This window comes from Propionicicella superfundia DSM 22317 (assembly GCF_000423465.1).
GTDB lineage: Bacteria > Actinomycetota > Actinomycetes > Propionibacteriales > Propionibacteriaceae > Propionicicella > Propionicicella superfundia.
This window is the reverse complement of the sequence record NZ_AUIA01000013.1, coordinates 33,183-59,704: the sequence shown is the minus strand read 5'-3', so window position 1 is coordinate 59,704 and position 26,522 is coordinate 33,183. Positions and strand designations below refer to the sequence as shown.

The window sequence follows — 26,522 nt, the reverse complement described above, 5'->3', positions numbered from 1 at the left end:
GATCAGCCGCGGTAGAGCAGGCCGATCATCATGCCCGCCTCGGCGTGGTAGATGTTGTGGCAGTGGACCATCCAGTCGCCGACGTTGTCGGCGTCCAGCTCGAGCGCCATCGACTGCATCGGCGCCAGAAGCACCGTGTCCTTCCGTAGCCCTGTCGGCAGCGCGAACGTGTGCCCGTGCAGATGCAGGGGGTGGGTCATCATCGTCATGTTCATCACGTTGAGCCGCAGCCGTTGCCCCTCACGCACGGTGAGCGGCTGGTTCTGCCCGAACGGGGCCCCGTTGATGCCCCACCGGTACGGGCTCATCGACCCCTCCAACGAGATCTGCGCGGTGGCGTCCGGCGATCGTGAAGGCAGCCTCACCGACTCGTGGGGACGCAGGTCGGTGGCCAGCAGGATCCGCCTGGCCAGTTCGGCGGGCGACACGTCGGGGCCGGGGGCCTGACCCGATCCCGTCCGGACCAGGGCCAGGCCCTGGCCGCCCTCGGTCTTGCCGAACGGACGAGCCACCAGGGGGAACACGCCGTCGTCGAGGGTGACGAGGGCGTCGTAGCGCTCGCCCATGCCGAGGTAGAGGGCGTCGACCTCCCGCGGTTCCACGGGGAAGCCGTCGCCGTGGGTCACCGTCAGTCGGTGGCCGCCGAGCGCGACCGTGAAGATCGTGTCGGACGCCGCATTGATGAGCCGGATCCGCACGCGCTGGCCCGGCCTGGCCTCGAACGTGGCGGGTGCGGTGGGGACGCGCCCGTTGATCAGGAAGTAGGGGTACGTCACGTCGCCGGCATCCCCCCACGGCTGCAGAGCGTTGCCGCCACCGTGACCGCCGTGGTCCATGCCACCCATCCCACCCATCCCGCCCATGCCCCCGCTCGGGGCAGGGCCCCCGTCGGCGATCAGCTTCGCCAGGACATCGTCGGGGGTACGTCCGGTGCCGTCGACCCAGTCGTCCAGCACGACCACCCACTCGGCGTCGTAGGAGCCCGCCTCGTTCGGGTCGTCGACGATCAGGGGGGCGTACAGGCCGCGGTCGAGCTGGACGCCGACGTGCGGGTGGAAGAAGTACGTGCCGGGATCCGGAGCGGTGAACTCGTAGGTGAACGACCCGCCGGCCGGGACCGGGTCCTGCGTCATGCCGGGGACACCGTCGGCCTTGTTGTGCAGCCGGATCCCGTGCCAGTGGATGGTGGTGTCCGCGGGCAACTGGTTGTCAAGACGTATCCGGAGGAAGTCACCCGCGGTAGCCCTCACGAGCGGACCGGGCGCGGTGTCGCCGTAGGCCCAGGTAGGGACGGTGGGTCCGCCGAGGTCGAGGGTCACAGGCTTGGCGGTCAAGACCTGCTCGACGATCCGTTGCCCGGGTCTCGGGGTGGCCGGCGGGAGCGTCGGCATCGGGCCAGACGCGGAGGGGACGGGGCCGGCGGCCGGCGCGGTGGTGCAGCCGGTCAGGGCGGCGGCGCCGAGGCCGAGTCCACCGAGCAGGAGCGTGCGTCGGGACATGCCAGTCATGGGTGCCTTTCGATGGGTGCTATTCGAGACGTTGAGGAGGAGTCGGTCCGGGCCGGCGGCTCGGCCAAAGCCCGAGGCTGCGAGCGCCCGGGAGTCGCCTCGTTCTCGGATGCCTCGCGGAATTCCTGCTCAGGCGTGTTTCCGCCCGCCAGGAACAGCGCCCGGATGCCCAACAGGACCACTGCCCAGAAGCCGGCCATGCCGATGAGCATGAGGACCCACATCTCCCAGCCCATAGCGCTCCCCTCTCCTAGCCTCCTGCCACTGTGGCCGCCTGCTGTGGCGCCGCCGTATGGCGCAGGTTCAGGTTCGGTCAAGATCGGACCACCTGGTGATGTCGCCCAGCGAACCCTGCCAACGCCGGCTGGGCGAGGCTGCGACGGCCTTGTCGGCCGTCGACAAGCTCGTCGAGCCCACCCGCCTACCGATGCGGCCATCAACCAGCTGCACGGCGTTCACCTCACTCGTCCATGCAGGTCCCGCCTGACACCCCAGCCGCGCTCGGCACCCAATCGCAAATCGAAGGGGTCGCAATCCCGCCTCGAAGTCCCTCCCCGATAGGAGGCGCCGTACGGTTCCACGGCGCGGTCGAGAGAACGGCGTCCCTCCAGCGCTGGCTCGAACACCGGCTGGACACAGCGCCCGGCGCTGCCACATCGTCCGACCGGGACCTTCTCAAGATCGCATCAAGACCCGCGCGAGAGCCCGGCCCCGCCGACCGCCGGCGCGCCGGCCGCGGCCATACTGGCTGACATGAACAGCGAAGGTGCACTGCCGACCAAGGTGCTGGTCGTCGATGACGAACGCGCACTCGCCGCCGTCATCGCGTCCTACCTCACCCGCGCGGGCCACCAGGTCAGCCAGGCCCACACCGGCCCCGAGGCCCTCGACCAGGCCAGGGCCGAGGACCCCGACGTCATCGTGCTCGACCTCGGGCTGCCCGGCCTCGACGGCATCGAGGTGTGCCGCCAGATCCGCACCTTTTCCGACTGCTACATCCTGATCCTGACTGCTCGCGGCGACGAGGTCGACCGGCTCATCGGATTGTCCGTGGGGGCCGACGACTACCTCACCAAGCCGTTCAGCAACCGCGAACTCGTCGCCCGCGTCCAGACCGTGCTGCGGCGCCCCCGCCGCCCACCCGCCGCCGCCCCCGCGGTGGAGGATCAGCGTGTGTTCGGCGACCTGCGCATCGACGCCGCCGGCCACGAAGTGTGGATCGGCGACCACCCCGTCGCCCTCACCCGCACCGAGTTCGACATCCTCGACGTCCTGTCCGCCCAACCCCGCTTGGCGCTCAGCCGCCGCCAACTGATCGACGCCGTGTGGGACACCGCGTGGGTCGGCGACGAACACGTCGTGGACGTCCACGTCGCCAACCTCCGCAAGAAACTCGACGACGACCCGACCGAACCGCGCTACATCACCACCATCCGCGGCGTCGGCTACCGGATGGGACGAGGGTGACCCGCCTGCTTGAGGCGATCGCAGCGTGGCGGCTCGGCACCAAGCTGTTCGTCGCCCAAGCCATCGTCCTGTTCGCCATCGTGGCCAGCGCCGGCCTGACCGCCGCGATCATCGGGCCACCGCTGTTCCACGCCCACCTCCTGGACACGGGCCACCCGCCCGACTCTCCCGAGATCGTCCACATCGAACGCGCCTTCGCCGACGCCAGCATGATCTCCCTCACCGTCGGGCTGCTGGTCGCGCTCGCCGCCTCCCTCGGGATCTCGTGGTACCTGACCCGCCGCATCGGCCATCCCGTCGAGCTCCTGACCCAGGCGGCCGGCCGGCTCAGCCGTGGCGACTACGACGCCCGGGTCACCGTCACGGGCGGCGGCCCCGAGTTGAGCACCCTGGGCGACACGTTCAACACCATGGCCGACCGCCTCGGCGACGTCGAGAACACCCGCCGGCGCCTCCTGTCCGACCTGGCCCACGAAATGCGTACCCCCATCGCCACCCTCAACGCCCACCTCGAAGGGATCGCCGACGGTGTCCTCACCTGGGACGACAACACCCAAGCCGTCGTCGAGCAACAAGCCCAACGCCTCACTCGGCTCGCCCGCGACCTCGACGAGGTGTCCCGAGCCGAAGAAGGACGCATCGAACTCCAGACCAGCGTGCAACCGCTCACCGATTTGGTCGAGCCGGCGATCCGTCAGGCCAGGCACGCCTACGACACCAAAGGCGTCACCCTCACCGTCCGAGTCGACGACGTGCCGGTCCGAGCCGACCCCCAGCGCGTCGCCCAGATCCTCGGCAACCTGCTCACCAACGCCCTCCGACACACCCCCCAGGGGAGACGAGTCGACGTGACGTCAACCTCGACCCCGGACGCCGTGACCATCAGCGTCGCCGACACAGGCCAAGGCATGACCGCCGAACAACTCGCGCACATCTTCGAGCGCTTCTACCGCGGCGACGCCGCCAGGGAGGCCGACAAGGGCGGATCCGGCATCGGGCTCACCATCGCCAAAGCACTCGCCGAAGCCCACGGGGGCAGCCTCACCGCCACCAGCGACGGGGAGGGCACCGGCGCCACCCTGCGACTCACCCTCCCCAGGGAAACGCACCAATCGGGGCGGTGAGGGCAAGACCGTGACACCCGCTCCTCCGCTGTGGACGCTGACCGGACAGCCGCTCATTGCGCCGGCGTCACGCCCTCGTCCGGGTGGCCTGCGAGCTGACGCCAAGCCGTCCGCGTCGTCCAGGAGACAGTAGGCAGAACGTCCGCTTCCATATGACACCCGGCACGACTCCGGGCCGAGGTCCACAGGTCGGTCATCAGGTATTTCTGTGCTTGTTCAGAATGGGCCCTTTCCCGCAAAAGGGCGGGGTGTCGCGCGGGGCTCACTTCCCCAAAGCCAGCCGCACCGAGCGGCGATTCAGGCCCGTTCGCTCGGCGATCACCGTCTCCGCAACCCCAGCATCCGCAGTAGCGATGACCGCCCCCGTCAGCCGACCCATGGCCTCCCGCTCAGCCACGCGCGCCCGCGACCACTCCTGCGCGAGACCCTCCAGCGTGGCGTCCCCCACTAGCACCATGAGCGCGCCACTCATGGCTTCCCCCATCATCTCCTCGTCGGGATGCTGTCCGTGGCCCCGGCCCGGGTAGCGGGCGGCGATCATGTCGATCATCCGCTCGAAGGCCTCGCGCTGGTCCCCGGTCAGCTCGGTGTCGCCGAGCTCGTAGGGCTGCATGGTCATGCTGTCGGTCCTCCCGGGTTGGCGGCTAGCTATCTGTGTACCACTATACAACCGTTGTGCAGTGCTGCACAATCCCTGAGGAATCCGGGAACGCACTCAGGCACTAACCACGCCGCCGCTGGCCTCCCCGACCCCACAGCCACCGATGTGCGCTACGTCCTAGCTGGCATCCGCCGGGAGCACAGCCGCCGACTCTGACGCGCCACGCCCCTGAAGCCACCACTGCTGTTCGACGTGCTGACCGCCTGCCCCACCACCGACACCACGGCATCCGGACGCCGAGAACCCAGTCTGACTGGCGCCCGCGACCGTGCCCTGCTGATGGTCGTCTTCGTCGGCGCACTCCGGCGCAGCGAGATCGCGGCCGCCACCGTCGAGGACTTCCAGCCCGACCCTCGGGACTGCTTCTGCGGATCCCTCGATCTAAGACCAACCAAGACGGGGCAGAGCCGGAGCTGGTCGTCCTCCCACGTGCGCGCCTAGGGCGTGTCGCATAACTGGTCGCGTAGCAGCGTGATGATTCCGGCGAGGACGGATCATGCCGGCGTTGGGGTCCCACACGTAGTCGCGGTTGAACCAGACCACGAACTCTTCCAGCCAGTCCCACACTTCCTGGCGTAGGAGCGGGTCCTGGCAGGTGGCCGGGTCCCACGGGCGCGGGAGCAGGGCCGGGTCGCCGAGCATCTCCTTCTGCTGGGCGGTGCCCTCTGCGGCGAGGTAGAGGTCGCGGTAGGCGACGGCCAACAGTGGGGTGTTGGGGGTGGGGAACGTCCACACCAGCGACTTGTCCGGTGTCCTATCCATCGTGGTCGGCCGCCTCGGTGAGTGCGTGCCGGCGGGCGTTGGCCAGGGCGGCGAGTTGGCGGGCCTCGATGGAGACCTCGTCAGCACGCGCACGCTCGACGATGGTGCGGGTGGCGGCGAGTTCGGCCAACAGTTGGCGTCCGGTCTTGCCCTCGATGCAGCGCGACAGCTTGGCGATGATCGGGGGTGCGTTCTCGGGGACGACGAGGGCCTGCTTGGTGGGGATCTGCCGGACTTCCTCGGGTTTGAGGATGGCCATGTCCTCCCCGCTGACGCTGCGTCCACCCTTGCCGCCGGTCTGCCAGGTGGTGCGGGCGACGCGGACGCTGCCGACGAGTTCGGAGATCTCCCGGTTGAACCCGCCGTCCTTGCTGCCGCCGAACATGACCAGCACGTTGGTCAGGCCGAGCAAGGCGCGGGCTTCCTGCTCGCCGTACAGGGCGGCGAGCTGCCGCCACGTCTGTGCAGCCCAGATGAACGAGATGCCCAACGCTCGTTCGTTGGCCATCCGGATGCGGAGGGTGGGCAGGGGTGCGGTCGAGGGCAACTCATCGAGGCAGGCCAGCATCGGCGGGCACAGCTTGTTGTGCTCGCTGGCCGTGGCGAGGGCGAGGGCGGTGTCGAGGACGTGTTCGGCCAGGGCGGTCATCAGCGGGCTGGCGCTGGCGTAGGGGTCCTCGCGTCCCAGCAGGTAGATGGTGCCCCCGCGCCGGATGATGTCGGCGATGTCGGTGGCCGGATGCCCCGGACGTGGCATGCAGCGACGGCGGATGTCTGGCTGGAAGAACAAGGTCAACGCTTGCTGGACGGTGGTGATCGTGTTCCCGGCGGTGCGGTCGTCGCCGGTGAGCGCGCCGGTGAGCAGGCCGTGCCAGAACGGGGCGGCGTCGGGGTGCTCGCGCAGGATCTCGGCGGGTTCCTGAGTGGCCAGCGGGTTCGCGACCCAGCGCAGGACGACGTCGAGGGTCTGCCCGGTGAGCGCGGCGGCGTGGAAGTAGCCCTGCAGCACCTTGGCGGCCTCAGCAGCGTAGAACCGGGCTGCGGCATCACCGCTGCCGGAGGCGCCGGCCTTGACGGTGCCGGCGGTGAACGCCTTCGCCCGGCGTTCCGCCACCAGCGGGTCGACGCACCCGTCGATCGGGTTCCACACCAGTTCAGGCAGGCCCGGGACGGCGCCGAACGGGTCCAGGACGTGGCAGGGCCGGCCGTCGCGGGTGCGGGCCTGCCACGACAGCAGCAGGTCGGCCGGTTTGGTGAGGGTCACCAACGCTGCACCGGGGGCGGTGAGCAGGGCGGGGACGAGGATGTCGAGGGTCTTGCCCGAGCCCTGGGGGCCGATCACCCCGCAGGTGCGGTCCCACGGGCACCACAGGTCCCCGGCACGCGGGTGGTGGGCGCGGCCGATCCGCCACCCCACGTGGTGGGGGTCGAACCGGACGCGGCGTGGCTTGGCTTCATGGTGGGTGATCATGCTCATCGGAGTGCTCGCTTCTTGGGGTACAGGTCGGGGCGGATGACGTGGCGGACCTTGCGCAGGCGGCTCACGCCGAGGACGTGTTCGACTTGGGTGGGGGTGGCCATGCCGAGGATGCGGCCCGGCCCCCACCGCGCCCACCCCCACACGGTGAGGAGGGTGATCCCGGCCAGCAGGACGAGTTCGGCGACGATGATGCACACCAACACCGGGGCGGTCGCCCCGGCGGGTAGGGCGCCGTCGGCCAGCCCGGCGTGCGGGTCACCGGCCACCACGCCGGGGATGCTGGAAACCAGGGCGGTCGGGGTCGGCCAGTGCCAGCCGTACCCGGCCAGCCAGATCGCGAGCCCGCGACCGGCGTGCAGGCCGTAGAACAGCACCAGGACCACGCCCAAGAGGACGGCGAGGGGGATCTCCCAGGTGAGCGGGTAGGGGTTGTGGCGGCGTTGCTGCTGCATGAACGGACTCCTTAACTAGGGCTGGACGAGGTTGGTCGGGGTGGGGTTAAACCGGCGCTAGCAATTATTCGAAGCGGTTGAAATGTCCATGCCACGAGGTGCGCGGCAGAACCCATGGGGGTCGGCGACGGTAGGCTGAGGTCGTCGGGCGAGGAGGGATCGCAAGCATCTGGTGCCATGCGCGACGCTGATCTGAGAGGTGGTCTGTTGGCACAGGAGGTCCCCGTTCCCGGTAACCCGGAGGACGCTCAGCAGTTGCTGTACCTGCTGCTCGGCAGAGCGATCGCCCGTTGCCAGGTCGCCGAAGCCGCCGCAGAGACGATCCACCAGGTGCTGCTGGGCAAGCCCCCTCGCGAGCGGAGCACGCTGGGGGCGAAAGCAAAGGCCGTGGAGCCTCAGCTTCCAGACCATCTCCAAGCCGAGTACCGCACCCTTGTCGAGGCGCGGAACTATCTGGTCCACCGGTTGCTGTTCGACCACGGCGGATGGAAGGGCATCCCCGGCTGGGACAGCCCCGAGCTGTATCGGAAGCTCTACGACTCCATCGACGACGCAACGCAGACCATCGATCGAGTCAGCGACCTGCTGAACAGGTACCTCGTTGACACGAACCCCGAGGTGGCGATCTTCGAGATTGGCGATCAGGGTGTCGAGGACATTCGAGACCTGTAACCCTCCGCCCTCTTGATGGTTCGGGCTGGTGGCCCTCCCCGAGCGCGCCAGGCTGCTCAGCGTCAGCGGCGCGCGCCGGCGTAGTTGTTCCAGGCGGAGCCGGTGAGTTCGGCCCAGCGGGTGGCGGTGCCGATGCTGATGCCGGTGAGGGAGGCGAACACGGCGGGCGGGGTCGTGGATGCCAGGTGCAGCAGGGCGGTGTTGCGGCTGGCGCGGGTGATGATCCCGAGCCGGTTCATGCGCGCCATGAGCGACGTGGGGTGCAGGTGGGTGCCGGCGTTCTTCCCGGTGAACAGCCAGCGGGGATCGGAGAGGGTGCTTGCCGTGCCGAAGGGCTTGGCGACCGGCAGCGCGGTGACCAGGGCGTCGAGCGGCGGGATGAGCAGCAGTGGCTCGGGGCCGAGGGCGAGGTAGGTGTCGCCGTCGCTGACCTTGATGTCGCTGGTGGTTAGGGCGGCGATCTTCGCGGCGGGTTGGGCGTAGAGCAGGATCAGGCAGGCTGCGGCGCGGTCCTCGATGCTGGCGGAGTCGGGGTCGTGCAGGAGCCGTCGGGCCAGGGCGAGTTGTTCGTCAGGATCAGCGTCGTGGCCTGGGTCCTTCGGCGCGATGGGCTCCGGCAGTCGTACTCGGGGTAGGTAGCCGCCTCGTTTGAGCCAGCGGATGAAGCTCAGACGGGCGCTCCGACTGGGGCCGCCGAGCCAGGCATCGATGCAGGCTTGCGGGCAATCGTCGAGGTCATGGCCGTAGGCGGTGAGGTGGTCGAGGAAGCTCTTGGCGGTCTGAATGTCGCCCCGGCAGCGGGCCGCGACGTGCGCGCTGATGCGACCGTGGCGGTTGGTCTTGGCGCGGCCGGCGACGTGCCAGCGGGCGTAGCGTGTCAGCACTCCGCGTAGCTCGGGATCGGTGATGCCGGCGACGGTTTCGGTGACGTAGCGGTGCAGCCTGGTGGCGTTCTCATCGCGTGGCGGGAGCGCCTCGGCGGCGACGAGCATGGCGCGCAGGTAGTTGACCGAGAAGACCTGCGGCTGGGCATCGAGAGCATCGTGGGACAGGTCGAGCCGGCCGGCGGCGATGTCGGTGAGCAGGCGCAGGCTTGCAAGACCCCGCCAGTTGCTCAGCAGCGACCGGGGTTGGCGAAGCTCGGTCAGCGCGTCGCGGACGCCTTTGAGCTCGGGGCGGATCGTCCCGCCTGGGCCGGTGAGTGCGGCGTCGATCTGCTGGGCGGCTTGGCAGGCGAAGCAGCGGGGACGGCCATGATTGGTGGTGCGGCGGCCGAGGGCCTGCCACCCGCAGATCGAGCAGTCGATCACCGGCGCCTGGTAGCAGGTCGGGCAGATATCCGGCGTCGTCGCGGTGGCTTTCAACGCGATCCGTTTGAGCCGGCCGCAGACGCAGCAGACCCGCTTCGGGTTGCGGTAGCAACGCGGGCAGAGGTTCCGCGATCCCGCGCGCTTCCCGCCGGCCCGAGTAGCCAGTGGGCCGAGAGTGCCGCATTCGTCGCAGGCGTCCTCGGCGGTGCGAGTGCGGGCGTAGCAGGTCACGCAGATCGCGCCGCCATCGTCGGTGCGGGCGTTGACTCGTCGCGTCCTGCCGCAGCCCGTGCAGACCTCCTCGGGTGAGCGCTGCGCGCGGCAGGCTCGGCATTCGCCCCGATCCAGGATGTGGTTCCAGCGCAGGTTCTTGTCCCGTCCGCAGCGGAAACAGGTACCGCGGACGATCGTGCTCGCCATTCAGTCGATCAGTCCCCGGCCGGTCTGATGACCGCGCGAGTCGGACGGTTCTTGCTCGGCTTCGACGGCGTGGCCGCCCCGGTGGTGCCGGTCTTGCGGCCGCGCCGGGAGTTGGTCGCGACGTAGGGCTCGATCAGGTCGTTCGGTGTGACATCGAAGATGTCGCAGAGCGCGGCCAGGAACCGCATGTTCAACCGCTCGGGCTGCCCGGTCACGATCCGGTAGACCTGCGTGGAGGTCATCACCACGCCTCGTTCGGCCAGCAGCGGCACCAGGTCGGTGGTGGACTGCATGCCGTGCTCGTTCATCACCTTGCGGACGTGCCAGCGATAGGCCACGGTCTTCGTCATGATGGTCAGCCTTCCTCGATCGCCGATGGTGGAGTGAACGCCGCGTCCAGAGCGCGGCGCAGGGTGCGGTTCCGGTAGTCGCCGGAGACGCCGGTGTAGAGGGCGGTGGTCGATCCCCAGCGGTGCCCGACCTGCTGCTGCACGAACAGCGGGTCGAAGCCGTCCTCGATCAGATGCGTCACATAGGAGTGCCGCAGGCAGTGCGGGTGCAGGGCGGGGTCGAAGCCGAGCTCGTCGCGGTACTCGGCGAACCGTAGCCCGATGTAGCTCCCGCTGACCCTGGATTGTCGCTCGGTCGGCCAGAGCATCCCGCTGCCGGCCGTGTCGAACAGGGGCAGCACCTCGGTGACGTATTCCTCAATCACCGGGCGGGTCCAGTCGAACACCGCCAGCACCGCGCGACGCCGGGGTTGAGAGCCACGGCTGGCTTTGCCCCACCGGACGTTGCAGACCCCGAACCGGCCGAACTCGGTCGCGGTCGGGTTGCGGGTGAAGTCATGAAGGTCCAGCATCCCGACCTCACGACGACGCAGCCCGAAGGCGTAGATCATCTTGAACAGCGTCGCGTCGCGGAATACCGACTTCCAGCCCTTCTTCCCGCGTGTGCGGGCCTGGTCGACGCGATCGTCGGCATAGTCGAAGAAGGTTTGCACCTCGATCCGCGACAGAGGTCGCACCGTCGGGCGTGCCTCGTGATCGCCCGTGTGGATCGCGGTGTTCCACTCGTGGCAGACCTGCACCGGGTGGGTGCCGAACAGCTCCTCGCACCGCTCCACCCACCCGTAACGACGGTCGGTGAGGAAGTCGCAGAACAACGCGACCGCGTTCTGATAAGAGCGGATCGTGCCGTGCGAGCAGGGCTTGTCGCCGGAGACCAGCTCGGTCGTCCACTCCTCGATGTCGGCAGGAGTCCACTCCCACGGCAGGCTCCCGCAGAACCCGGCGAACCGGCGCACCTGCGCCAGTCGCGCCCTGATCGTCTTCGCATTCAGCATCCGCGAGGACTGCTGCGCCGACCAGCCGGCCAGCATGTCATCGAAGACCTGCTCCACCGGGCGCAGCAACGACACGTTGCCCGGCCGCAGCGCCGTCACCGATCCAGGCCGGTTCCCGTCCTCGAAGTCCACCCCGATAGTCTTACATCTAATGTAAGAAAAGAACATCTAATGTAAGCAGTGGCGCGTTTCCCCCGGTCACGAGCCGCTTCGCAGCGCCCAACTGTCGCCCACTGATACCCTTGCCTGACCAGGGAATCCGCACGATCCCGGCCCTGGTCGATTACATCTAATGTAATAATTGCTAGTTCGGCCTGACGGTGACGTGGAGGTGGTCGTAGTGGCCTCCGGTGATGGAGGCGGGGTCGTGCATGCCGCCGCCGTTGTAGGGTCGCCAGCCCTGGGCGTCGCGGGTGATGGACCAGATTTGGCCTTGCCAGATGAGGTACTCGACGCCGAGCACGTCGGCGTTGTCCTTCATCCAGTTGGTGACCTCCCAGCCGGCGTCGAGCTGCGCCGGGGTAGGCCGCTGGCCGATCCGGTTGCCGAAGGTGATGTCACATGCCCTGCCGAGTGGATGCTCGGACTTGGTGCCGGGGCGCGGTGAGTAGCAGCCCCAGCCGGTGTCGGGGAACGCGGCGAGGGTCTGCTGGTAGAGGTGCAGCATGCGGGCGGTGATCTTGCCCGAGCTGGTGGGATCGTCGACGAGCCGGTCGGGGTCTCCATCGACACCGGTCGGCGCACCGGCGGTGGCGTTGTTGCAGGCGGCGGGTGATCCGCTGGTCGCCATCGGCAGGTTCGCGGCCCCGTGCTCGTTGAGCCAGGCTGCGGCGTCGATGGCCTCACCGTTCGTGCCGCCGGGCTGGACCTCGAAGTGCAGATGCGCCCCGGTGCTCATGCCCGAGGAACCAACATCGCCGATGTGCTGCCCTGCGTTCACCCGGTCTCCGCGGCGGACGTGGATGCCGCTCTGCCACATGTGCGCGTACGCGGTCGCGACAGTCTGGCCGTCGATGGTGTGCTCGATGACGATGAGACCGCCGTACCCGCTAGAGAACTCCGCGACGGTCACGGTGCCATCCGCGGCGGCGAGGATCGGCGTGCCATCGGGCGCGGCGAAGTCGGTTCCGGTACGCATCTTCCGCTCGCCCGTGATCGGGTGCACCCGCATCCCGAACGGCGAAGTCAGCACCCAGGTGCCCTCGGGCAGCGGGAACACCACCCGCGACGACGAGACTGCCGGGCCGCCCACGCCACCAGCAGCACTGCCACCTCTGGTGAGGGCGGCGAGGATGCTGTCGGCGACGGGCGCGTAGTTGCGGTAGCGGTCGGGGTAGGCGGACACTTCGACGGCTTGGGCGGCTTCGCCGGGGTCCATCTGTTGCCAGCCGGGGATGTCGAGCAGGCCGCGCGGTGAGGGGTAGTTCGGTCCGGTCGGCCCGCCGAAGAACGCTCGCGCCTGATAGTTCGGGTCCATCAGTTCTGCGACGGTGCCCCATCCTGATTGGGGGCGCATCTGGAATAGTCCGAGGGAGTCGTGGTCGCCGCCGTTGCCGTCGTTGGGGTAGTTCGCCGACTCGGGGTAGGCGCTCGTGTTGGTGAGCATCCGCAGCGTGGACTCGGTGAGCGCGGCCATCAGCGCGATCTTGATTCCCGGCCTGCCGACGTCGGTGATGCCGTTGCCGACGGCGATGATCGTGGCTGCGTGCGTGAGCTGTTGACGGTTCAGTGTGAAGGTCTCGCCGTTCGCGGTGGTCACGGTGAGCGAGTCCGGGATCGGGCCGAGATTCACGGTCCCGGCGGGGGTGGCGCAGTAGGCGGCAGCGGGGTTCATCAGCGCCCCGATCCCGAGGAGTGCTGCGGTGGGGGCGAGGAACAGCAGCGCCAGGGCTGCGATGGCGGCTTTGCGGAACACGGATGCCAACCCCTTCAGCGCAGCGGGTTGTCGAGCTGGGACAGCCGCAGCAGGTGGCAGGTCGGGTAGGTCGGTGCGCAGACGACGAACACGGTGAACGCGACCGGATGCTCGCTGGTCACCGGCTGCCCGTTCCAGACCCCGGCACGCTGCCGGGTGCCCTCGATCGTGATCGCTGTCGTTCCTGCCGCGAGCTGTCCCGGCTGGGCCTGCGCTACCGCGTCGGCCCAGGCGTCCGGGACGTACGCGGTGTCGATGGTGAGGTGCTGACGGGTGGCGTACTGCCGCAGCTCGATCCAGGCGTCCCGGGTCGGCAGGTACGCGGCCACGTCGGAGGCCAGCCCGGCCTGTTCGTCTCCGCTGGGGTCACCGACCGTGAGGATCGCCGACGTGTAGTCCAGCGGCCACAGCCCCGAGGCCGTGTTCCACGCGAACAGAGTGGACACGACACCCTGAGCGAAGGTCTCGGGATCGGCCGAACGCGGAACCGCTGGAACCCGCGGTGGCTGCGGTGTGCTCGGGGCCACGGTCGGCGGTGTCGCCGTGACCGGGCCGGACTCCGGGCCGGGATCGGGGCTGGTGCTGCTGCGGGGGCCGGTGAGGAGTCCGTAGACGCCGACGCCGGCCAGGAGCAGCAGGACGATGCCGGCGGCGATGAGGGCGACGAGTCGGCGGCGGTTCCGGGGATAAGTGGGTGCAGGGCTCATGCCGAGCAGGTGCACACCCGACACCCACGCCAACGGTCATAGCGCGCGGAGTCGTGGCCGCTCCGCCGTGCCTTCGCGGGCGGCTCGGAGCGCATCGGCGAACCGGACTGTGCCGTCGGTGGTGGCGAGGAAGTTCTCGAACTGCTCATCGGTCAGCTCGGCGGCGAGCGCGCCGGCGTCGTAGTGGGTCCACCAGTTGGTCAGTTCGCCCCAGGTCTGGATGAATGCCCGGAGCGGGTAGCGGACGGGTTGCCCGTCGCCCGTGACGAGCGGCAACGGACGCGGTGCGGTGCGCTTGCCCTTCTTGATCGACTTCGCCTGGGCAACGGCGGCTTCGGCACGGGCGTGCATCTCTGCCTCTCGCCGCTCCCGCGCGGTGGTGTCGGCATCGCGGATCGCTTGGTAGATCGGATGCACCGGGTCGCCGGCCTCGATCCTTTCCAGCCCGGCCGCGGCCTCGGCGCGCAACGTCTCTGGCTGAGCGGGGTTGTTGGCGATGTCTTCGAGGTAGCCGATCTTCTCCAGCGTCGTGTGCGAGGCACCGCCGGGAATCATCGCCGCCGCCTGCTCCCGAGCCTTCCCGAGCGGCCCGCTCGACGGTGGTGCATAGTTTGCACCACCGTCGTTTCCCGGCTGGTTGTCGCTGCTGAACTGCGTAGCGGACTTGCGTCGGGCGGCGTCTTCGGCCATGACCTGCTTGATCTCGCGGTAGAGGCCGGCGGCTTCGAGCTGGGTGTAGGGCTTGTGGAGCATGTTGTCGTCCTGCTCGGCGAGGAGCTGCCCGAGCCGGTCGGACAGGCCGCTGCGAACCCACACGTTGACGGTGCGCCAGCCGAGGTTCTTGATCGCGGCCAGGCGTCGTGCCCCGCACACCAGCACGCCGTCGATGGTGATCGTGAGCGGTTGCAGCAGTCCGTCGCGCCCGATGGAGGCGGCGAGGGCGTCGATGTCGCCGAGGTCGGCGCGGTGCCGGGTGCCGACGAGGATCGACTCGACGGTGCGGTCGAGTTGGATGCTGCCGATCTGTGGCTCGGTCACGATGGCTCACCGCCTCCGCCGCTCGGGGCGGCCAGTGCGAGCGCGAGGATCAGATCGTCATCGCGGAGCAGCAGATCGAGGGTCTCGCCGAGCAGCAGCCGGAGCAGGACGCCGCGACCACTGCTGGTGGCGACGTAGGCCGGGTGTGGGTTCCCGAGTAGCGCTTTCAGGAGCGCGGCCCAGGAGCGGCGCGGCAGGTCGAGCAGTGCCCGTGCGTGCCGGTCGCGGCGCAGCGCCTCGTAGGCGGACTGGCGGGTGCCGGCCTTCATCAACGCGCCGCAGATGTGCTCGACCGCGGCCCGTGCTGTGTCGGTGGGCCAGTCGAGCAGGCACAGCATTGCGATGGCGTCCTCGGCCGCCGATCCAGCGGACATGCATGCCTGCGCCGACCCGAGACTGTCGCGCGGTTCCGGTTCGAGGTCGCTGGGACGCAGGTCGGTGGTGTGGAACGCGGGATGGTAGTCGGCCAGCGCGGTGTCGCGTTCGGAGAATCGTTCGGGGTCGTGGAACGCCGAGACGTGCGCGCGGCGGGCCTGGTGCACCGAGCAGAGCAGCCCTTGGGCGCGTTCCTCGTAGACGCAGGTGATCCGCACGGCGTGGGTGATGATCGCCCACGGATCGTTGGCCTCGCGGGTCGAGCGGTACTGCATCGCGTCGAACGCCGCCGTGACCGCTTCCCAGGTGTCGAGCTTGTGCTTCCTCGCGAGAGCGCGGTACTTGTCGGCGGCGAACTCCATCAGGTCGCGGGCTACCGGGTCGTGAACCCAGGCGTCCTCGCCGCCCTCGTAGAGGCGGTTGAGCAGGGCGCGCAGGCCCTCGCCGGTGGTGAAGTCCTCAGCCCCGTAGGCCGTCGGCTGCTCGGTGCTGGTGCGGGTTGGTGTGGTCATGGTGTCGGCACCTCCTGGCAGGCAGGTGCGCACTCGCTCCCACGAGCGCGTCCTGCATGCCGATGCCGTCGCAGCCATGACCTGTCACCGCCGTCAACTCATCGAGACCCCGGAGCGGGACATCTGCGACGCCGGTGTGCTGCTGCGCCCGAACGCTGAGATCGGCGGCAGTCGCCGGGCGCTGTCCCCGAGACGACGAACGCCTGCACCGAGCGGGGTGCGGGTGCGGCGCGCCAGCTCGGCCTGAAAGTCGAGACCCCGCCCGGCCGCGTGCGCGGAATGCCGGGCGATGAGGTCGGTGGGGCGCACCCACTCCACGCCGCGCCCGCGAACGAGCGCGTGCTGCTTGTCGTCGCGGGCGACCTGCGCGGCCCGCACGGCCTCCGGCGCCGAGGCCGAGGCGACAGGTTCGAGATGCCGCTCCGGCTCGTCAGATACCTGACGAGCCGGAACGCTAATAGCACTGCTCAACTGCCGTGGGGTATTGGTGCTGTTCATGGAATGGCCCCTTTTCTCTCCACGGCGATGTCGCCTGTGACAGGCAGGTGCGCGACGGCGAACCAGCGCCCCACCGTCGAGGGGTGCACACCAAGCTCGTGGGCGATCCTCTTGTTCGACCACCCCGCGTTTTTCAGCGAGGCCGCGTGAGTCCTCCGAACCAGATGGCCGTCCGCTTCAGGCGACGTTACGGATCCATCGGACTCGGCTGCCACAGGATCGGTCCCGACAGACAACACTTGAAGTTGTTCGGGCAACACAGGCACAGGAGTCCCCGTCAGAATCACCGTGAGGTGCGTGATCGCAAGCAACACCACGGGCGGTACCGCTGCGACCGAGGCCGCGAGCATCGCCGGCACGTCGGCGTCTGCGGCAACCACGGCGTGTATCGAGTTTGCCGTCACCGAGACGAGCGCGCCGCCGACCAGCAGCGTCCACGGATACCAGGCCGAGCGATGCCCGGCCAGGGCGACGACGGCGACGGTGGCGACGACGATGATGCCGTCCACGATCAGCGGCCACGCCCACGCCTGCCCCGCACCGATCCCGGAGCGAGCGGCCAGATCGGTCAACGAGGTGAACGACAGCCAGAACGCCCCGGCGGCGATGAACACCGTCCCCGCGACAGCAGTCACAGCGGCCCAGCGCCGCCCGTCCGATTCACGCCTCACAGCCCCACCCTCCCCACGGCTGCGGAGGGTGCGCCCGCCGAGCGGCCGAACCACCGGCCCTCGCCCCGGGTCCGGCCCTCGAACGTGGCCTCGGGTGGGGGCTGGGTGGTGCGGTAGGCGGAGCGCACGGTCGTGGAGATCTCGCGATCGCCCAGACCCGCCGCCTGGGCCGCAGCCCCCAGCGCATCGAGCGCGTCGGCGGGCGAGACGCCGTTCTCGGCAAGGCGGCAGGCGGCCCAGAACAGGCTTCGGTTCCGCTCGCCCTCACCCCGCCCGGCGACCCACGCCGCCAACCGCTCAGCATCCACATCCATCGAACCGCTGCTGGCGCGTGGTGGGGTGACGGTGCGCGGGTCGAGGAAGTCCCGCAGACGGGCCGCGTCCACCGTGCCGACCGAGTGCGCGGCGATGTCGGCGACCTCATAGCGGCGCGAATGGCTGTCGATGATTCGCCGGGAGGGCGGAGCAATGATGTAGCCGCCATCGCCCCGGAAATCGATACCCGCGGTGGCGGCCTGCCACGACCGCTGCTCCCTGCCCGGCGCTGCTGGGAAGTAGACGTGCGCGCCCCCGGTGGGTGTGCGCACCAGCAGACCGGCTCCATCGACGAGCCCCGCATCGGTGGCACGCCGGTACGCCGCCCGGCCGTCGTGGTGGCCGTGGGCATCGACATCGACGACGACAACGCCCGATGGAGCGCCGGTCGGGATGCCGAGGTTCGCGTTCGGTGTGCGCGACCACCACGCCGCCACTTGTTCCGGGTCGCTGCTCGCGTCGAGGAACCCACGGCGGGTCAGCGGCCGCTTCCCCTCGACGACGCACGGGAACACGGGCACGCCGGCCGCCGCGAGGCTTCGTGCCGCAACCGCCAGGTTGGGCGAGCGATCAACGCGAATGAGCGCGGCCAGAACATCGAGTGGCTCGGGCATCACAGCCCCCGCCCTGCCAGGTCCGGCACTGGCGCAGCACGCGGGCGATCCGCCTCCACCGCCGGCGCTGCCGTGCGGGAGGTGCGCGGACTGGGAGTGTCGCGGTCGATGCCGGGCGGGGTGCCGTCGCCGACCTGGAGCGTGTCGAGCTGGTCGAGGATCACCAGCGCGGTCTTTCGCACCCGTTCGCCGGTGGCCTGTACCACCTGGACGGGCTCTTGGCCGTCCGCGCGGGCGGCCCAGGTCGAGACGTACGGGATCGTGTACCCGGCGGTGTCCATGCCGTGCGCGGCACCGATCATCAGCGCGACGGACTCGGCTTCGACCTCGCGGATGCCGCGATGCTGCCGCGCTTCCTCGTCGTCGGGATCGTGCATCACCACGTGCGCCAGCTCGTGTGCGAGGGTCTTGACCTGCGCGGCAGGGTCCATGTTCTCCCGCACCGCGACCGTGCGCGCCTCGTAGTCGGTCATACCGTTCGCGCCGGAGATCATCCCCTCGTGCGGCACCCGCAGCACCTCGAACCCCGCGCCGCGAATCTGCCCGGCCAGCCCCTCCCACAACCCCGACGGCGCTTCACCTTCCAGCAGCGTCGGAGCGGGCGGCACCGGAAGCGGTTCGCCGTCGGTCTGCGAGGCATCCCACACGTACGCCGGGCGCGCTCCGACCATCCGCGAGCGCACGACCTCGTTGACCTTGTGCTTCTCGCGGGGTCCCAAGCGACGCCAGGAGTTCGGATCGGCAGGATTGGATGAGGCGAACCGGCCCGTCACGGGCGCGAAGATCATGTAGCCCGGCTGACCCTTCAGCACCTGCCGCCCAAGCCCTTGCCACTGCCGGTACCCGGCAACCAGGGTGGGGAAGGGTTCGGGCACGCGGCCTGCCTCGAACGCGGCTTCGTGCTGCACCCAGATCAGCATCGTGTTGTTGAACGACCGCGACCGGAACCGCGCCGCGAAGGCGAGCGCCTGGCGCCAGTCGTCACCCGAGACCAGCGACTCGACCGCGCCGGTCAGCTTCTCGTGCAGCTCGTCGAGCTTCGCCTCTCGCGCCGCGCGGGCGTCCTCGTTCGATGCCATGCTCCGGCCTCCTCTTCGGCGGGCCGCGACGCGGCTGCGCGCGGCGGTACACCTGGCAGGTAGGCGCGAACACCCGCGCCCAGACCGTGAGCTGGACATCGTTCACCTCCTTGAGGCAGCCCGAGCCGAGACCGGGACGCAACATTGAGCATGCTCAAAATGCCCCGGAGTCCTGTTCTAACACTGACCGTTGAGCATGCGCAAGCCTTGATTTGTGCATGCTCAACGAGTACGGTTGAGCATGCACAACCACCTTCTGGGTGGACTACATCGATGCCTTGCCCGTTGCGAAGGGAAGGGGGTCACCGTCATGACCGAAGACGAGAGCCAGGCTGCGGCCGAAGACCTCGCCAAACGTCTGCGGCTCCTGATGGATGTCGCCGTCGCCGAGTCCGGCACGGAGCCGACCTACTCGCAGATCGCCGGCTACCTCCAAGAACGAGGCACCAACCTGTCGCGGTCGCGCTGGACGTACATGGTCAACGGCCACCGCTACGTCCAAGACCCCGCCGTCTTCGAAGGGCTCGCGGAGTTCTTCGACGTGGACGCCGCGTTCCTGCTCGGCGAGGACGGTGCTGCCACTCCCGAGAAGGTCTCTGCGCAGCTCGACCTGGTTCGGTCCATGCGTGCCGCGAAGGTGAAGTCCTACGCTGCCCGCACCCTCGGCGATATCTCGCCGAAAGCACTCCACGCCATCACCAAGTTCCTGGACGAGGAAATGACACACATGCCCGAGCACTGACCGGTACCGCACGATGGAGCCGCCACCGGTCCCTGCTCCCTACAGAGAAGGGGCGAACCGTGAAGATCGAACAGACCGTATCGGCGGCCGTCGCGGGCCTTGAGCTCGGCAATACCTTCGCCCTTGACGATCTCCTCCACACCGTCCAAGACCGGCGGCACCGTAGGCTCCGCGTCGTCGAACTCGCAGACCTCGACACCCACGACGGCCTCTGCGCGCTCTGGCTCTCCACCGATGCCGAAGACGTCGTGCTTCACGCCCGCAGCGACTCCGCGCTGCATCGCCAGCAGTTCGTGCTCCACGAGCTCGCCCACATGATCCTTGGCCACGGCGAAGGCGACGGCTGTGCAGTCGGGGAGGTACTGCTGCCCAACATCCCGCCGTACACCAGAGGTCGCCTGCTCAGGCGGCAAGACCTCGACAGCGAAACCGAGATCGCCGCCGAGTCCCTCGCCGACCGGCTCGCCGCCGGCATCCGAGGGTCGGTGTTCGCAGAGTCCAGATACTCGGAGATATTCGGATGATCCAGACGCTCGTCGCAACGCTCATGTGGGCGCTCGTGGCGAGCCTGCTCATCTTCCGACGCAAACGCACCGACCGAAGCATCACCTACGCCGCCCTCACCATCGCCATCGCGATGACGCTCAACGTGGATGCCGCCTACAGCGCCGTCGATCGACTGCTCGGTGGCACCAACCTCGCCACCCTGATCGCGGACGCGCTCCTGATGACCGGGCTGTTCTTCCTCGGCCGCGGCGTCATGAAGACCGGCGAGTACCGGCCCAGGCTCGTCCGAGCCGCCGTCAGCATCCCCGTCCTGCTCGTCGCGCTGCTCGCGATCACCGCATCGTTCCTGCTCATCGACCGCGGCACCACTACCACACGATTTATGATCGACCTCGGCGCACAGCCAGCGGCGGCGGTCTACTCGATCATCAACTTCACCTACTGCCTCGTCATTGTCGTGGCGATGCTCGTCCTCGCCATAAGGCAGTACCGGCACAACACCGGCATCCAGCACCTCCCCGCGGCACTGTTGAGCCTGGGGTCGGCGTTCGGCGTCGCGCTCTGCCTCGCCGTGATCGTCATGGACGTTGCCCACGCCACGGGCCACCTCGACCTCATGCACACTATCCAGTCCGCCTACGATCCGCTCTCCGTCCTGACCTTCGTGTTCCTCTGTGCCGGGTTCGCGATCCAGCCTGCCGTCCGTCGCGCTCAGCACCGCGCCCGGCAGAGGCAGACCGTCGCCCTCACAGCGCAGCTGGAGTCGCTTTGGCACCAGGCGACGCGCGCACGGCCCGGGCTGAGCCAGGCCGACCCCCTCGCCGCCAGTAGCGAAGACCCCGAAGGGCACCTCCACCGAGTGATCGTCGAAATCCGCGACGCGATGATCGACCCTCGCATCACCTTCGACATCAGCACCGACGACCGCGACCTGCTCGAACGCGCCGAGAGCCACCTCGTCGGAAGCGACAGTGCCCTCGCGACGACCTCGCCCGTTCCCTACGTCGAGGAGCGGGAGTCGTGATAGGCCGCATCGCTCTCGGCGCTGGGGCCGCGGCGGCAGCGGTTGCCGGGGTCGGGTGGGCCATCGCGCGGCGGCTCACCGCACCCGTCGGCCCACGAATGTTCGACCTCACCGTTCGAGGCGTCGAGTACACCGACGACGGCGACCTGATCGTGCTCGACCGCACCGACCAGGCCGCCGCGCCAGGCATCTACAATCTCTGGTTCGAGCACGGCGGCTGGGCGCAGCTCGCCACAGATACCGTCGATCGAGGACCCACCCGCGTCGCTCGCAGGATCACGGGCACCACATCGGGTTTCACTCCGAAGACCGGCGATTGCGCCTCCTGGAGCGGCATCTACTACGCCACCCCAGCCGACGCCGGACTCCACACACGCGACATCACCATCACGACCCCCGCAGGACCATGCCCGGCCTGGCGCATCGACGGCGACCTCGCGACCTGGGCCATCCACATCCACGGCCTCGGCAGCACCCGCGCCGGCACCCTCCGCGGCGTCCTCGCCGCAACCGAACTCGGCTACACCTCCCTCGTCGTCAGCTACCGCAACACAGCAGAAGGGCCGCGAGTTGGCACCGGCCGGACGACCTTCGGCTACGCAGAGACGAGCGACGTTGACGAGGCCATCGGGTACGCCGCCCGACGAGGAGCCGAACAGGTCGTGATCTTCGGCTGGTCGATGGGTGCCGCTGTCGCTCTCCAGCTCGCCGACCACCCGCGACATCCGGGACTGATCGCCGCGCTCGTACTCGACTCCCCAGTCCTCAACTGGACCGAAGTCATCAAGTCCAACTGCGCCCGCAGCGGATGGCCCGCAGCAGCCGGGCACCTCGCGATCCCGTGGCTCACCCTCGACCCACTGGCACGCACAGTCGGCCTGCCAGGACGCATCCCACTTCCCACCTTCGACTGGACATCCCGAGCCGTAGAGCTCAACACGCCGACCCTGATCCTCCACGGCACCCGAGACGACTCCGTGCCGATCCGGCTCTCACAAGCACTCCGAGCCGCTCGCCCGGACCTCGTCGAGCTTGAGACCTTCGATGCCGGCCATACCCTCTGCTGGAACAGCGATCTGGACCGCTGGCGGAACACGGTGACCGCCTGGCTCAAGGTGCGCATCCCACGCTGATCGGCAGAACGCAGCGGCCACTCTCGAAACCCGTCTCGTTCGGCCACGCCCGGAGAAACCCAACTCAAGCCGTACCTCAGCCGGTATCATCGTGGGTGTTGGCCTGCCTGGGCCATTGAGCGAGGGAGGACCAACGTGGCTGAGCCGTGGCTGTCCGCAGACGACATCGCCGCCCACCTCGGGGTCACCAAAGACACCGTCTACACCTGGATCGCCGAGAAGGCCATGCCCGCCCACAAGGTCGGACGCCTCTGGAAGTTCCAAGCCAGCGAGATAGACGACTGGGTGCGCGCGGGCGCGGCAGCCAGCGACCAAGAGCTCCACGTAGCCCATCCCGGTGTCGGTGGACGCTCCTACGCTCATGACAACGACGAGCACGGGGAGGGGGGAAGATGAACCTGAAAGACGCCCAGCGCTTGGTGAAGTCCAAGCAACGCGTTGCGGACCACGGCGAGGTGTTCACGCCGGCGTGGATGGTCGAGGACATGCTCGACCTCGTTAAGCACGAGTCTGAGCGGATCGACTCCCGCGTACTCGAACCCGCCTGCGGCTCGGGCAACTTCCTCATCCCCGTCCTGGCTCGCAAGCTCGCCACGGTCGAGCTTCGGCACGGCAAGAGCGAGTTCGAGAAGCGCCACTACGCATTGTTCGCGCTCATGTGCACCTACGGTATCGAACTTCTCGCAGACAACGCCGAAGAGTGCCGCCACAATCTCGCCGAGGTGTTCAACACATTCTTGGGTATCGGCAACGATGACCAGTGGGCGCGAGCGGCCCGCGCGGTTCTCGCCGTGAACATCGTCCAGGGCGATGCCTTGACCATGACCGTGCCAAGCGGCCAGCCGATCACCTTTCCTGAGTGGGGCTACCTCGGCAAAGGCAAGTTCCAGAGGCGCGACTTTCGCTACGACGACCTCACTCAGCGCGCCTCGTACGAGGGAACCCTATTCGGCGAGCTCGATGACGAGGACCTGTTCGTCCCCGCGCAGACTTACCCGACGATGACCGTCAGTCAGATCGCCGAGGCCGCCGCGTGACCCTTGCACCTTTCACCCTCCGAGGGCACAACCCGGATGTCTTGACGTGCATCGCGAACCTCTCCAACGATGAGGTCTTCACCCCGCCGGAGTTCGCGAACCAGATGCTCGACACGCTTGCCGCCGCGTGGGCAGACGCCAACGACGGCGCCGACATCTGGACCAACCCCGATGTCACGTTCCTCGATCCGTTCACCAAGTCCGGTGTGTTCCTCCGCGAGATCGTGCGCCGGCTCACCGACGGACTTATCCTGACGATCCCTGACCTCACCGAACGCGTCGATCACGTCCTCACCCACCAAGTATTTGGCATCGGGATCACCCAGCTCACTGCGCTGCTCGCGCGCCGGAGCGTCTACTGCTCGAAGTTCGCCAACGGCCCGCACTCGATCGCTAGGTCATTCACGACCGAGGACGGCAACATCTGGTTCGGGCGCACGGAGCACACCTGGGGCGGCGGGAAGCGGGAGTTCCGTGCTGATCCACTGACCAACGACGAAGTCGCCGTCTATACCAACCGCAAGTGCATCTACTGCGGGGCGGGCGAGGATGACTACGCCCGTGGTGACGACCTTGAGACTCACGCCTACGCATTCATCCACACCGACGACATCAAAGCCCGCATCGCGGAGCTGTTCGGAGACACCATGCAGTTCGACGTCATCATCGGGAACCCGCCCTACCAGCTAAGCGACGGCGGTCATGGGACCAGCGCTGCGCCGATCTATCAGCTCTTCGTAGAGCAGGCCAAGAAGCTCGACCCGCGATTCCTGACGATGGTGATACCGTCGCGCTGGTTCTCCGGAGGCAAAGGTCTCGACGAGTTTCGAGAGTCGATGCTCAAAGACGGTCGACTCCGCTGTGGATGTTGGCGTTAGGTGGCGGCCTTTTGTGTTCGCTCTGTGTCGTTAGTTGCCGATGACGAGGATGCTTGCTGCTGCTTCTACGACGTCGTCGGTGATGGTTTCGAGTTGGTTGATTTTTAGGACGCGTGTGATCTGTGGAAATAGCCGTTCGAGGAGCCGGAAGTTGCCACGGGTGATGCGTTCTACTGCGGCGATTGCCTGGGCATCGGTGAAGTCATCAGGGTCGAGGGTCCGGCCGAGGCGTTTCCAGTGTCGGTCCAGAACAAAGAGGAGTTCGTCTCTGCCGAGGGCGCGGTACCGGTGGGAGAAGCCGAGCCGGCTATACAGGCTCTTCACAGAAGGCGGTGGGTGATGGGGCAGGATTTCGGAGGGCCCTGGTGACGTGAAGGGGGCCCTCGGGTTGGCAGGATGAAGGTGTCTAAGCCACATCTGAAACCCAAGGGCCCTTGTGCGAAACGCTACCCCACCCTGCCTCGATACGTTCTGCCGTCTGGACCGTCTCGGGCTGTCCGTGACCGCCCAGCGGGTCGAACCCGACCACACCGTGCTGCGCTGCCGCCCCACGACACCGCCGTCGCCGTGCCCGGGCTGCGCCGGGCCGGGGGTGCGTCACGATGCGGTGTTGCGCAGGTTGGCGCATGTGCCGTTCGGATGGAAGCCCACGATCTGGAGGTGGTAGTTCCGCGCTACCGGTGTTGGCCGTGTCGACGGATCTGGCGTCACCGCATCACGGCGGCGGCGCCGTCGAAGGGGAAACTGTCGCGGGACGCGGTGATGCTGGCGGTCAAGTCGATCGTGGTCGACCGGATGTCGATCGCCCGGGTCGCGGCCAACCTTGGCGTCGCGTGGAACACCGCCTCGGATGCGATCCTGACCGCTGGTACCGAGCTGCTGATCGACAGCGCTGGCCGGCTTGATGGTGTCACCACGGTCGGGGTCGATGAGCACGTGTGGAGACACACCCGACACGGCGACAAGTACGTCACCGTCATCATCGACCTGACCCCGACAAGGACTCGGACCGGCCCGTCGAGGTTGTTGGCGGTGGTCGAGGGCCGCTCGAAGCAGGCGTTCAAGTCCTGGCTCGAAGCCCAGACCAAGGCGTTCCGGGACCGGGTGGAGGTGGTGGCGATGGACGGGTTCACCGGCTACAAGACCGCCGCCGTCGAAGCGATCGACACCGTGGTCACGGTCATGGACCCATTTCATGTGGTGGCCCTGGTCGGGGACAAGCTCGACCGCTGCCGGCAGCGCGTCCAGCAGGAGACGCTGGGGCATCGGGGACGCTCCGGTGACCCGCTCTACGGCATCCGCCGCGTCGCCCGAACCCGGGCCGGGCTGCTCACCGAGAAACAGCAGCACCGGCTCGCGAAGGTGTTCACCGATGATCGGCATGTCGCGTTCGAGGTCACCTGGAGCATCTACCAGAACGTGATCGACTCCTACCAAGCCGACCAGCCGGCGGAAGGAAAGAAGATCATGACCCGGCTGATCAGCAGCCTCCAGAGCGGGGTTCCGACTGGCCTCGATGAGCTGCGGTCGCTGGGGCAGACGATGAAGCGTCGCCGCGATGACATCCTGGCGTTCTTCGATCATCCAGGCACATCGAACGGTCCTACCGAGGCCGTGAATGGGTTGCTGGAGCACCTTCGCGGGACAGCGCGCGGGTTCCGCAGCATCGTCAACTACGTCGCTCGGTGCCTCCTCGACGCGGGCGGGTTCAGACCCCTGATCCACTCACTTCTGTGAAGAGCCGCTATACAGCTGGGGGTAGTGCCGGAATCGTTGGTCGATGCCGGGCATGCCGATGAGGATCATCGGCAGGTGGGTTCGGTCGTGGTTGTCACGGAGGAGTTCAAGGGCTGTCGCGTTGAGGCGTTCGGCTTCGTCGATGATGAGGAGCTCTACGAGTGTGGTGACTCTGTTCATCGAGCGTGGTGCGGTATCGAGTTTGTGCAGGTGTTCGTCAATGCACGAGCCGATTCTCACCTGGTAGCGGTGTATGTCCTCCATGAGGGTTTTTGGGCGGCAGAGAACGTCCGGGGTGTAGAAGACGGTCCGGGAGCGGTTGGCGAGTGTGTAGTGCTTCTCGTCCTGGTCGCCGCGTGGTCCCCACTCGGTGATGTAGGGCTCAAGGTCATCCCAGTTTGCGTAGCGGCGCGCGGAAAGTGTTTTACCCACCCCGGCGTCCCCGTGGCAGATCCCTATTGTTCGTTCTTTTCGGACTGCGTTGGCGAACTCGTTGAAGCGTCGGTGTTCCTTGGTGACGATGAAGGCAGGGTTCATCA

Annotated in this window: 28 protein-coding genes and 1 pseudogene; 11 read left to right on the top strand and 18 right to left on the bottom strand. The window is 68.1% G+C overall.

What is annotated here, in order from left to right; translation table 11 throughout:
• Positions 1 to 2: 2 nt before the first annotated feature.
• Positions 3 to 1,508 carry a multicopper oxidase family protein gene (locus tag G555_RS0101990; protein ID WP_028707580.1) on the bottom strand — a complete coding sequence of 502 codons (1,506 nt, stop codon included), beginning with the start codon at positions 1,506 to 1,508 and terminating at the stop codon, positions 3 to 5.
• Positions 1,509 to 2,261: 753 nt separating this feature from the next.
• Here G555_RS0101990 and G555_RS0101980 point away from each other — a divergent pair.
• Both G555_RS0101980 and G555_RS0101975 read left to right on the top strand, forming a co-directional pair.
• Positions 2,262 to 2,975 (top strand): response regulator transcription factor, encoded by a 714-nt coding sequence (locus G555_RS0101980; protein ID WP_028707578.1) that lies wholly within the window; start codon positions 2,262 to 2,264, stop codon positions 2,973 to 2,975.
• Complete coding sequence (locus G555_RS0101975) at positions 2,972 to 4,099, top strand: sensor histidine kinase (protein WP_245581169.1); 1,128 nt, start codon at positions 2,972 to 2,974, stop codon at positions 4,097 to 4,099. Before G555_RS0101980 ends, G555_RS0101975 begins: the two co-directional genes overlap by 4 nt.
• A gap of 262 nt (positions 4,100 to 4,361) precedes the next feature.
• Here the strand turns inward: G555_RS0101975 and G555_RS0101970 are convergent, their stop codons facing one another.
• From G555_RS0101970 to G555_RS0101955, 4 genes are all read right to left on the bottom strand, one after another.
• The gene (locus tag G555_RS0101970; RefSeq protein ID WP_028707576.1) at positions 4,362 to 4,718 is read right to left on the bottom strand and encodes a hypothetical protein; all 357 of its coding nucleotides are present in this window, start codon (positions 4,716 to 4,718) and stop codon (positions 4,362 to 4,364) included.
• Between the two features lie 423 nt (positions 4,719 to 5,141).
• Positions 5,142 to 5,522 (bottom strand): hypothetical protein, encoded by a 381-nt coding sequence (locus tag G555_RS22740; protein WP_156887384.1) that lies wholly within the window; start codon positions 5,520 to 5,522, stop codon positions 5,142 to 5,144.
• Positions 5,515 to 6,999, bottom strand: coding sequence for a type IV secretory system conjugative DNA transfer family protein (locus tag G555_RS17300; protein WP_245581168.1), 1,485 nt, complete (start codon positions 6,997 to 6,999; stop codon positions 5,515 to 5,517). The genes G555_RS22740 and G555_RS17300 overlap by 8 nt, the downstream gene beginning before the upstream one ends.
• Positions 6,996 to 7,454 (bottom strand): hypothetical protein, encoded by a 459-nt coding sequence (locus G555_RS0101955; protein WP_028707575.1) that lies wholly within the window; start codon positions 7,452 to 7,454, stop codon positions 6,996 to 6,998. The genes G555_RS17300 and G555_RS0101955 overlap by 4 nt, the downstream gene beginning before the upstream one ends.
• Positions 7,455 to 7,661: 207 nt before the next feature.
• Here G555_RS0101955 and G555_RS0101950 point away from each other — a divergent pair, with 207 nt between their 5' ends.
• Entirely contained in the window at positions 7,662 to 8,126 is a 465-nt protein-coding gene (locus tag G555_RS0101950; RefSeq protein ID WP_211223143.1) for a hypothetical protein, read from the top strand.
• A gap of 62 nt (positions 8,127 to 8,188) precedes the next feature.
• On the opposite strand, the gene G555_RS0101945 is transcribed toward G555_RS0101950, so the two are convergent.
• The 11 genes from G555_RS0101945 to G555_RS0101895 all read right to left on the bottom strand — a co-directional run bounded on the left by G555_RS0101945 (position 8,189) and on the right by G555_RS0101895 (position 18,925).
• On the bottom strand, positions 8,189 to 9,856 hold the full coding sequence (locus tag G555_RS0101945) for a hypothetical protein (protein ID WP_028707573.1): 1,668 nt from the start codon (positions 9,854 to 9,856) through the stop codon (positions 8,189 to 8,191).
• Positions 9,857 to 9,864: 8 nt separating this feature from the next.
• Positions 9,865 to 10,206 carry a helix-turn-helix domain-containing protein gene (locus G555_RS0101940; RefSeq protein WP_028707572.1) on the bottom strand — a complete coding sequence of 114 codons (342 nt, stop codon included), beginning with the start codon at positions 10,204 to 10,206 and terminating at the stop codon, positions 9,865 to 9,867.
• A gap of 5 nt (positions 10,207 to 10,211) precedes the next feature.
• Positions 10,212 to 11,333 (bottom strand): tyrosine-type recombinase/integrase, encoded by a 1,122-nt coding sequence (locus G555_RS0101935; protein WP_028707571.1) that lies wholly within the window; start codon positions 11,331 to 11,333, stop codon positions 10,212 to 10,214.
• Positions 11,334 to 11,505: 172 nt separating this feature from the next.
• Complete coding sequence (locus tag G555_RS23335; protein WP_028707570.1) at positions 11,506 to 13,116, bottom strand: M23 family metallopeptidase; 1,611 nt, start codon at positions 13,114 to 13,116, stop codon at positions 11,506 to 11,508.
• Between the two features lie 14 nt (positions 13,117 to 13,130).
• On the bottom strand, positions 13,131 to 13,823 hold the full coding sequence (locus tag G555_RS0101925) for a hypothetical protein (RefSeq protein ID WP_028707569.1): 693 nt from the start codon (positions 13,821 to 13,823) through the stop codon (positions 13,131 to 13,133).
• A gap of 36 nt (positions 13,824 to 13,859) precedes the next feature.
• A complete protein-coding gene (locus tag G555_RS0101920; RefSeq protein ID WP_028707568.1) occupies positions 13,860 to 14,861 on the bottom strand; it encodes a ParB N-terminal domain-containing protein in 1,002 nt (333 codons plus the stop codon).
• Positions 14,858 to 15,748, bottom strand: a complete 891-nt coding sequence (locus tag G555_RS0101915) for a hypothetical protein (RefSeq protein WP_028707567.1) — start codon at positions 15,746 to 15,748, stop codon at positions 14,858 to 14,860. Before G555_RS0101915 ends, G555_RS0101920 begins: the two co-directional genes overlap by 4 nt.
• A 93-nt stretch (positions 15,749 to 15,841) precedes the next feature.
• Positions 15,842 to 16,246 carry a hypothetical protein gene (locus tag G555_RS0101910; RefSeq protein WP_028707566.1) on the bottom strand — a complete coding sequence of 135 codons (405 nt, stop codon included), beginning with the start codon at positions 16,244 to 16,246 and terminating at the stop codon, positions 15,842 to 15,844.
• Complete coding sequence (locus G555_RS0101905; RefSeq protein WP_028707565.1) at positions 16,243 to 16,881, bottom strand: DUF2637 domain-containing protein; 639 nt, start codon at positions 16,879 to 16,881, stop codon at positions 16,243 to 16,245. Before G555_RS0101905 ends, G555_RS0101910 begins: the two co-directional genes overlap by 4 nt.
• 32 nt (positions 16,882 to 16,913) lie before the next feature.
• Positions 16,914 to 17,846 carry a bifunctional DNA primase/polymerase gene (locus G555_RS0101900; RefSeq protein WP_028707564.1) on the bottom strand — a complete coding sequence of 311 codons (933 nt, stop codon included), beginning with the start codon at positions 17,844 to 17,846 and terminating at the stop codon, positions 16,914 to 16,916.
• A complete protein-coding gene (locus G555_RS0101895) occupies positions 17,846 to 18,925 on the bottom strand; it encodes an ArdC-like ssDNA-binding domain-containing protein (RefSeq protein WP_028707563.1) in 1,080 nt (359 codons plus the stop codon). The genes G555_RS0101900 and G555_RS0101895 overlap by 1 nt, the downstream gene beginning before the upstream one ends.
• A gap of 310 nt (positions 18,926 to 19,235) precedes the next feature.
• Here G555_RS0101895 and G555_RS0101890 point away from each other — a divergent pair, with 310 nt between their 5' ends.
• The 7 genes from G555_RS0101890 to G555_RS17290 all read left to right on the top strand — a co-directional run bounded on the left by G555_RS0101890 (position 19,236) and on the right by G555_RS17290 (position 24,246).
• On the top strand, positions 19,236 to 19,667 hold the full coding sequence (locus G555_RS0101890) for a hypothetical protein (protein WP_013601296.1): 432 nt from the start codon (positions 19,236 to 19,238) through the stop codon (positions 19,665 to 19,667).
• Between the two features lie 59 nt (positions 19,668 to 19,726).
• On the top strand, positions 19,727 to 20,191 hold the full coding sequence (locus tag G555_RS0101885) for a hypothetical protein (RefSeq protein WP_013601295.1): 465 nt from the start codon (positions 19,727 to 19,729) through the stop codon (positions 20,189 to 20,191).
• The gene (locus tag G555_RS0101880; protein WP_026926277.1) at positions 20,188 to 21,198 is read left to right on the top strand and encodes an MAB_1171c family putative transporter; all 1,011 of its coding nucleotides are present in this window, start codon (positions 20,188 to 20,190) and stop codon (positions 21,196 to 21,198) included. The genes G555_RS0101885 and G555_RS0101880 overlap by 4 nt, the downstream gene beginning before the upstream one ends.
• Entirely contained in the window at positions 21,195 to 22,331 is a 1,137-nt protein-coding gene (locus G555_RS0101875) for an alpha/beta hydrolase (protein ID WP_028707562.1), read from the top strand. Before G555_RS0101880 ends, G555_RS0101875 begins: the two co-directional genes overlap by 4 nt.
• A 135-nt stretch (positions 22,332 to 22,466) precedes the next feature.
• A complete protein-coding gene (locus tag G555_RS17295; RefSeq protein WP_013601292.1) occupies positions 22,467 to 22,727 on the top strand; it encodes a helix-turn-helix domain-containing protein in 261 nt (86 codons plus the stop codon).
• Positions 22,724 to 23,368, top strand: coding sequence for an N-6 DNA methylase (locus G555_RS0101865; RefSeq protein WP_013601291.1), 645 nt, complete (start codon positions 22,724 to 22,726; stop codon positions 23,366 to 23,368). Before G555_RS17295 ends, G555_RS0101865 begins: the two co-directional genes overlap by 4 nt.
• Positions 23,369 to 23,472: 104 nt before the next feature.
• The gene (locus tag G555_RS17290; RefSeq protein WP_245581166.1) at positions 23,473 to 24,246 is read left to right on the top strand and encodes an Eco57I restriction-modification methylase domain-containing protein; all 774 of its coding nucleotides are present in this window, start codon (positions 23,473 to 23,475) and stop codon (positions 24,244 to 24,246) included.
• 30 nt (positions 24,247 to 24,276) lie between these two features.
• Here the strand turns inward: G555_RS17290 and G555_RS0101855 are convergent, their stop codons facing one another.
• Positions 24,277 to 24,570, bottom strand: coding sequence for a TniB family NTP-binding protein (locus G555_RS0101855; RefSeq protein ID WP_028707561.1), 294 nt, complete (start codon positions 24,568 to 24,570; stop codon positions 24,277 to 24,279).
• 112 nt (positions 24,571 to 24,682) lie between these two features.
• Between G555_RS0101855 and G555_RS17285 the strand changes: the two are divergent.
• Positions 24,683 to 25,983, top strand: a pseudogene (locus G555_RS17285) (ISL3 family transposase).
• Here the strand turns inward: G555_RS17285 and G555_RS17280 are convergent.
• Positions 25,972 to 26,520 carry an AAA family ATPase gene (locus G555_RS17280; protein ID WP_036920724.1) on the bottom strand — a complete coding sequence of 183 codons (549 nt, stop codon included), beginning with the start codon at positions 26,518 to 26,520 and terminating at the stop codon, positions 25,972 to 25,974. The pseudogene G555_RS17285 and the gene G555_RS17280 sit on opposite strands and share 12 nt — an antisense overlap.
• Positions 26,521 to 26,522 lie beyond the last annotated feature (2 nt).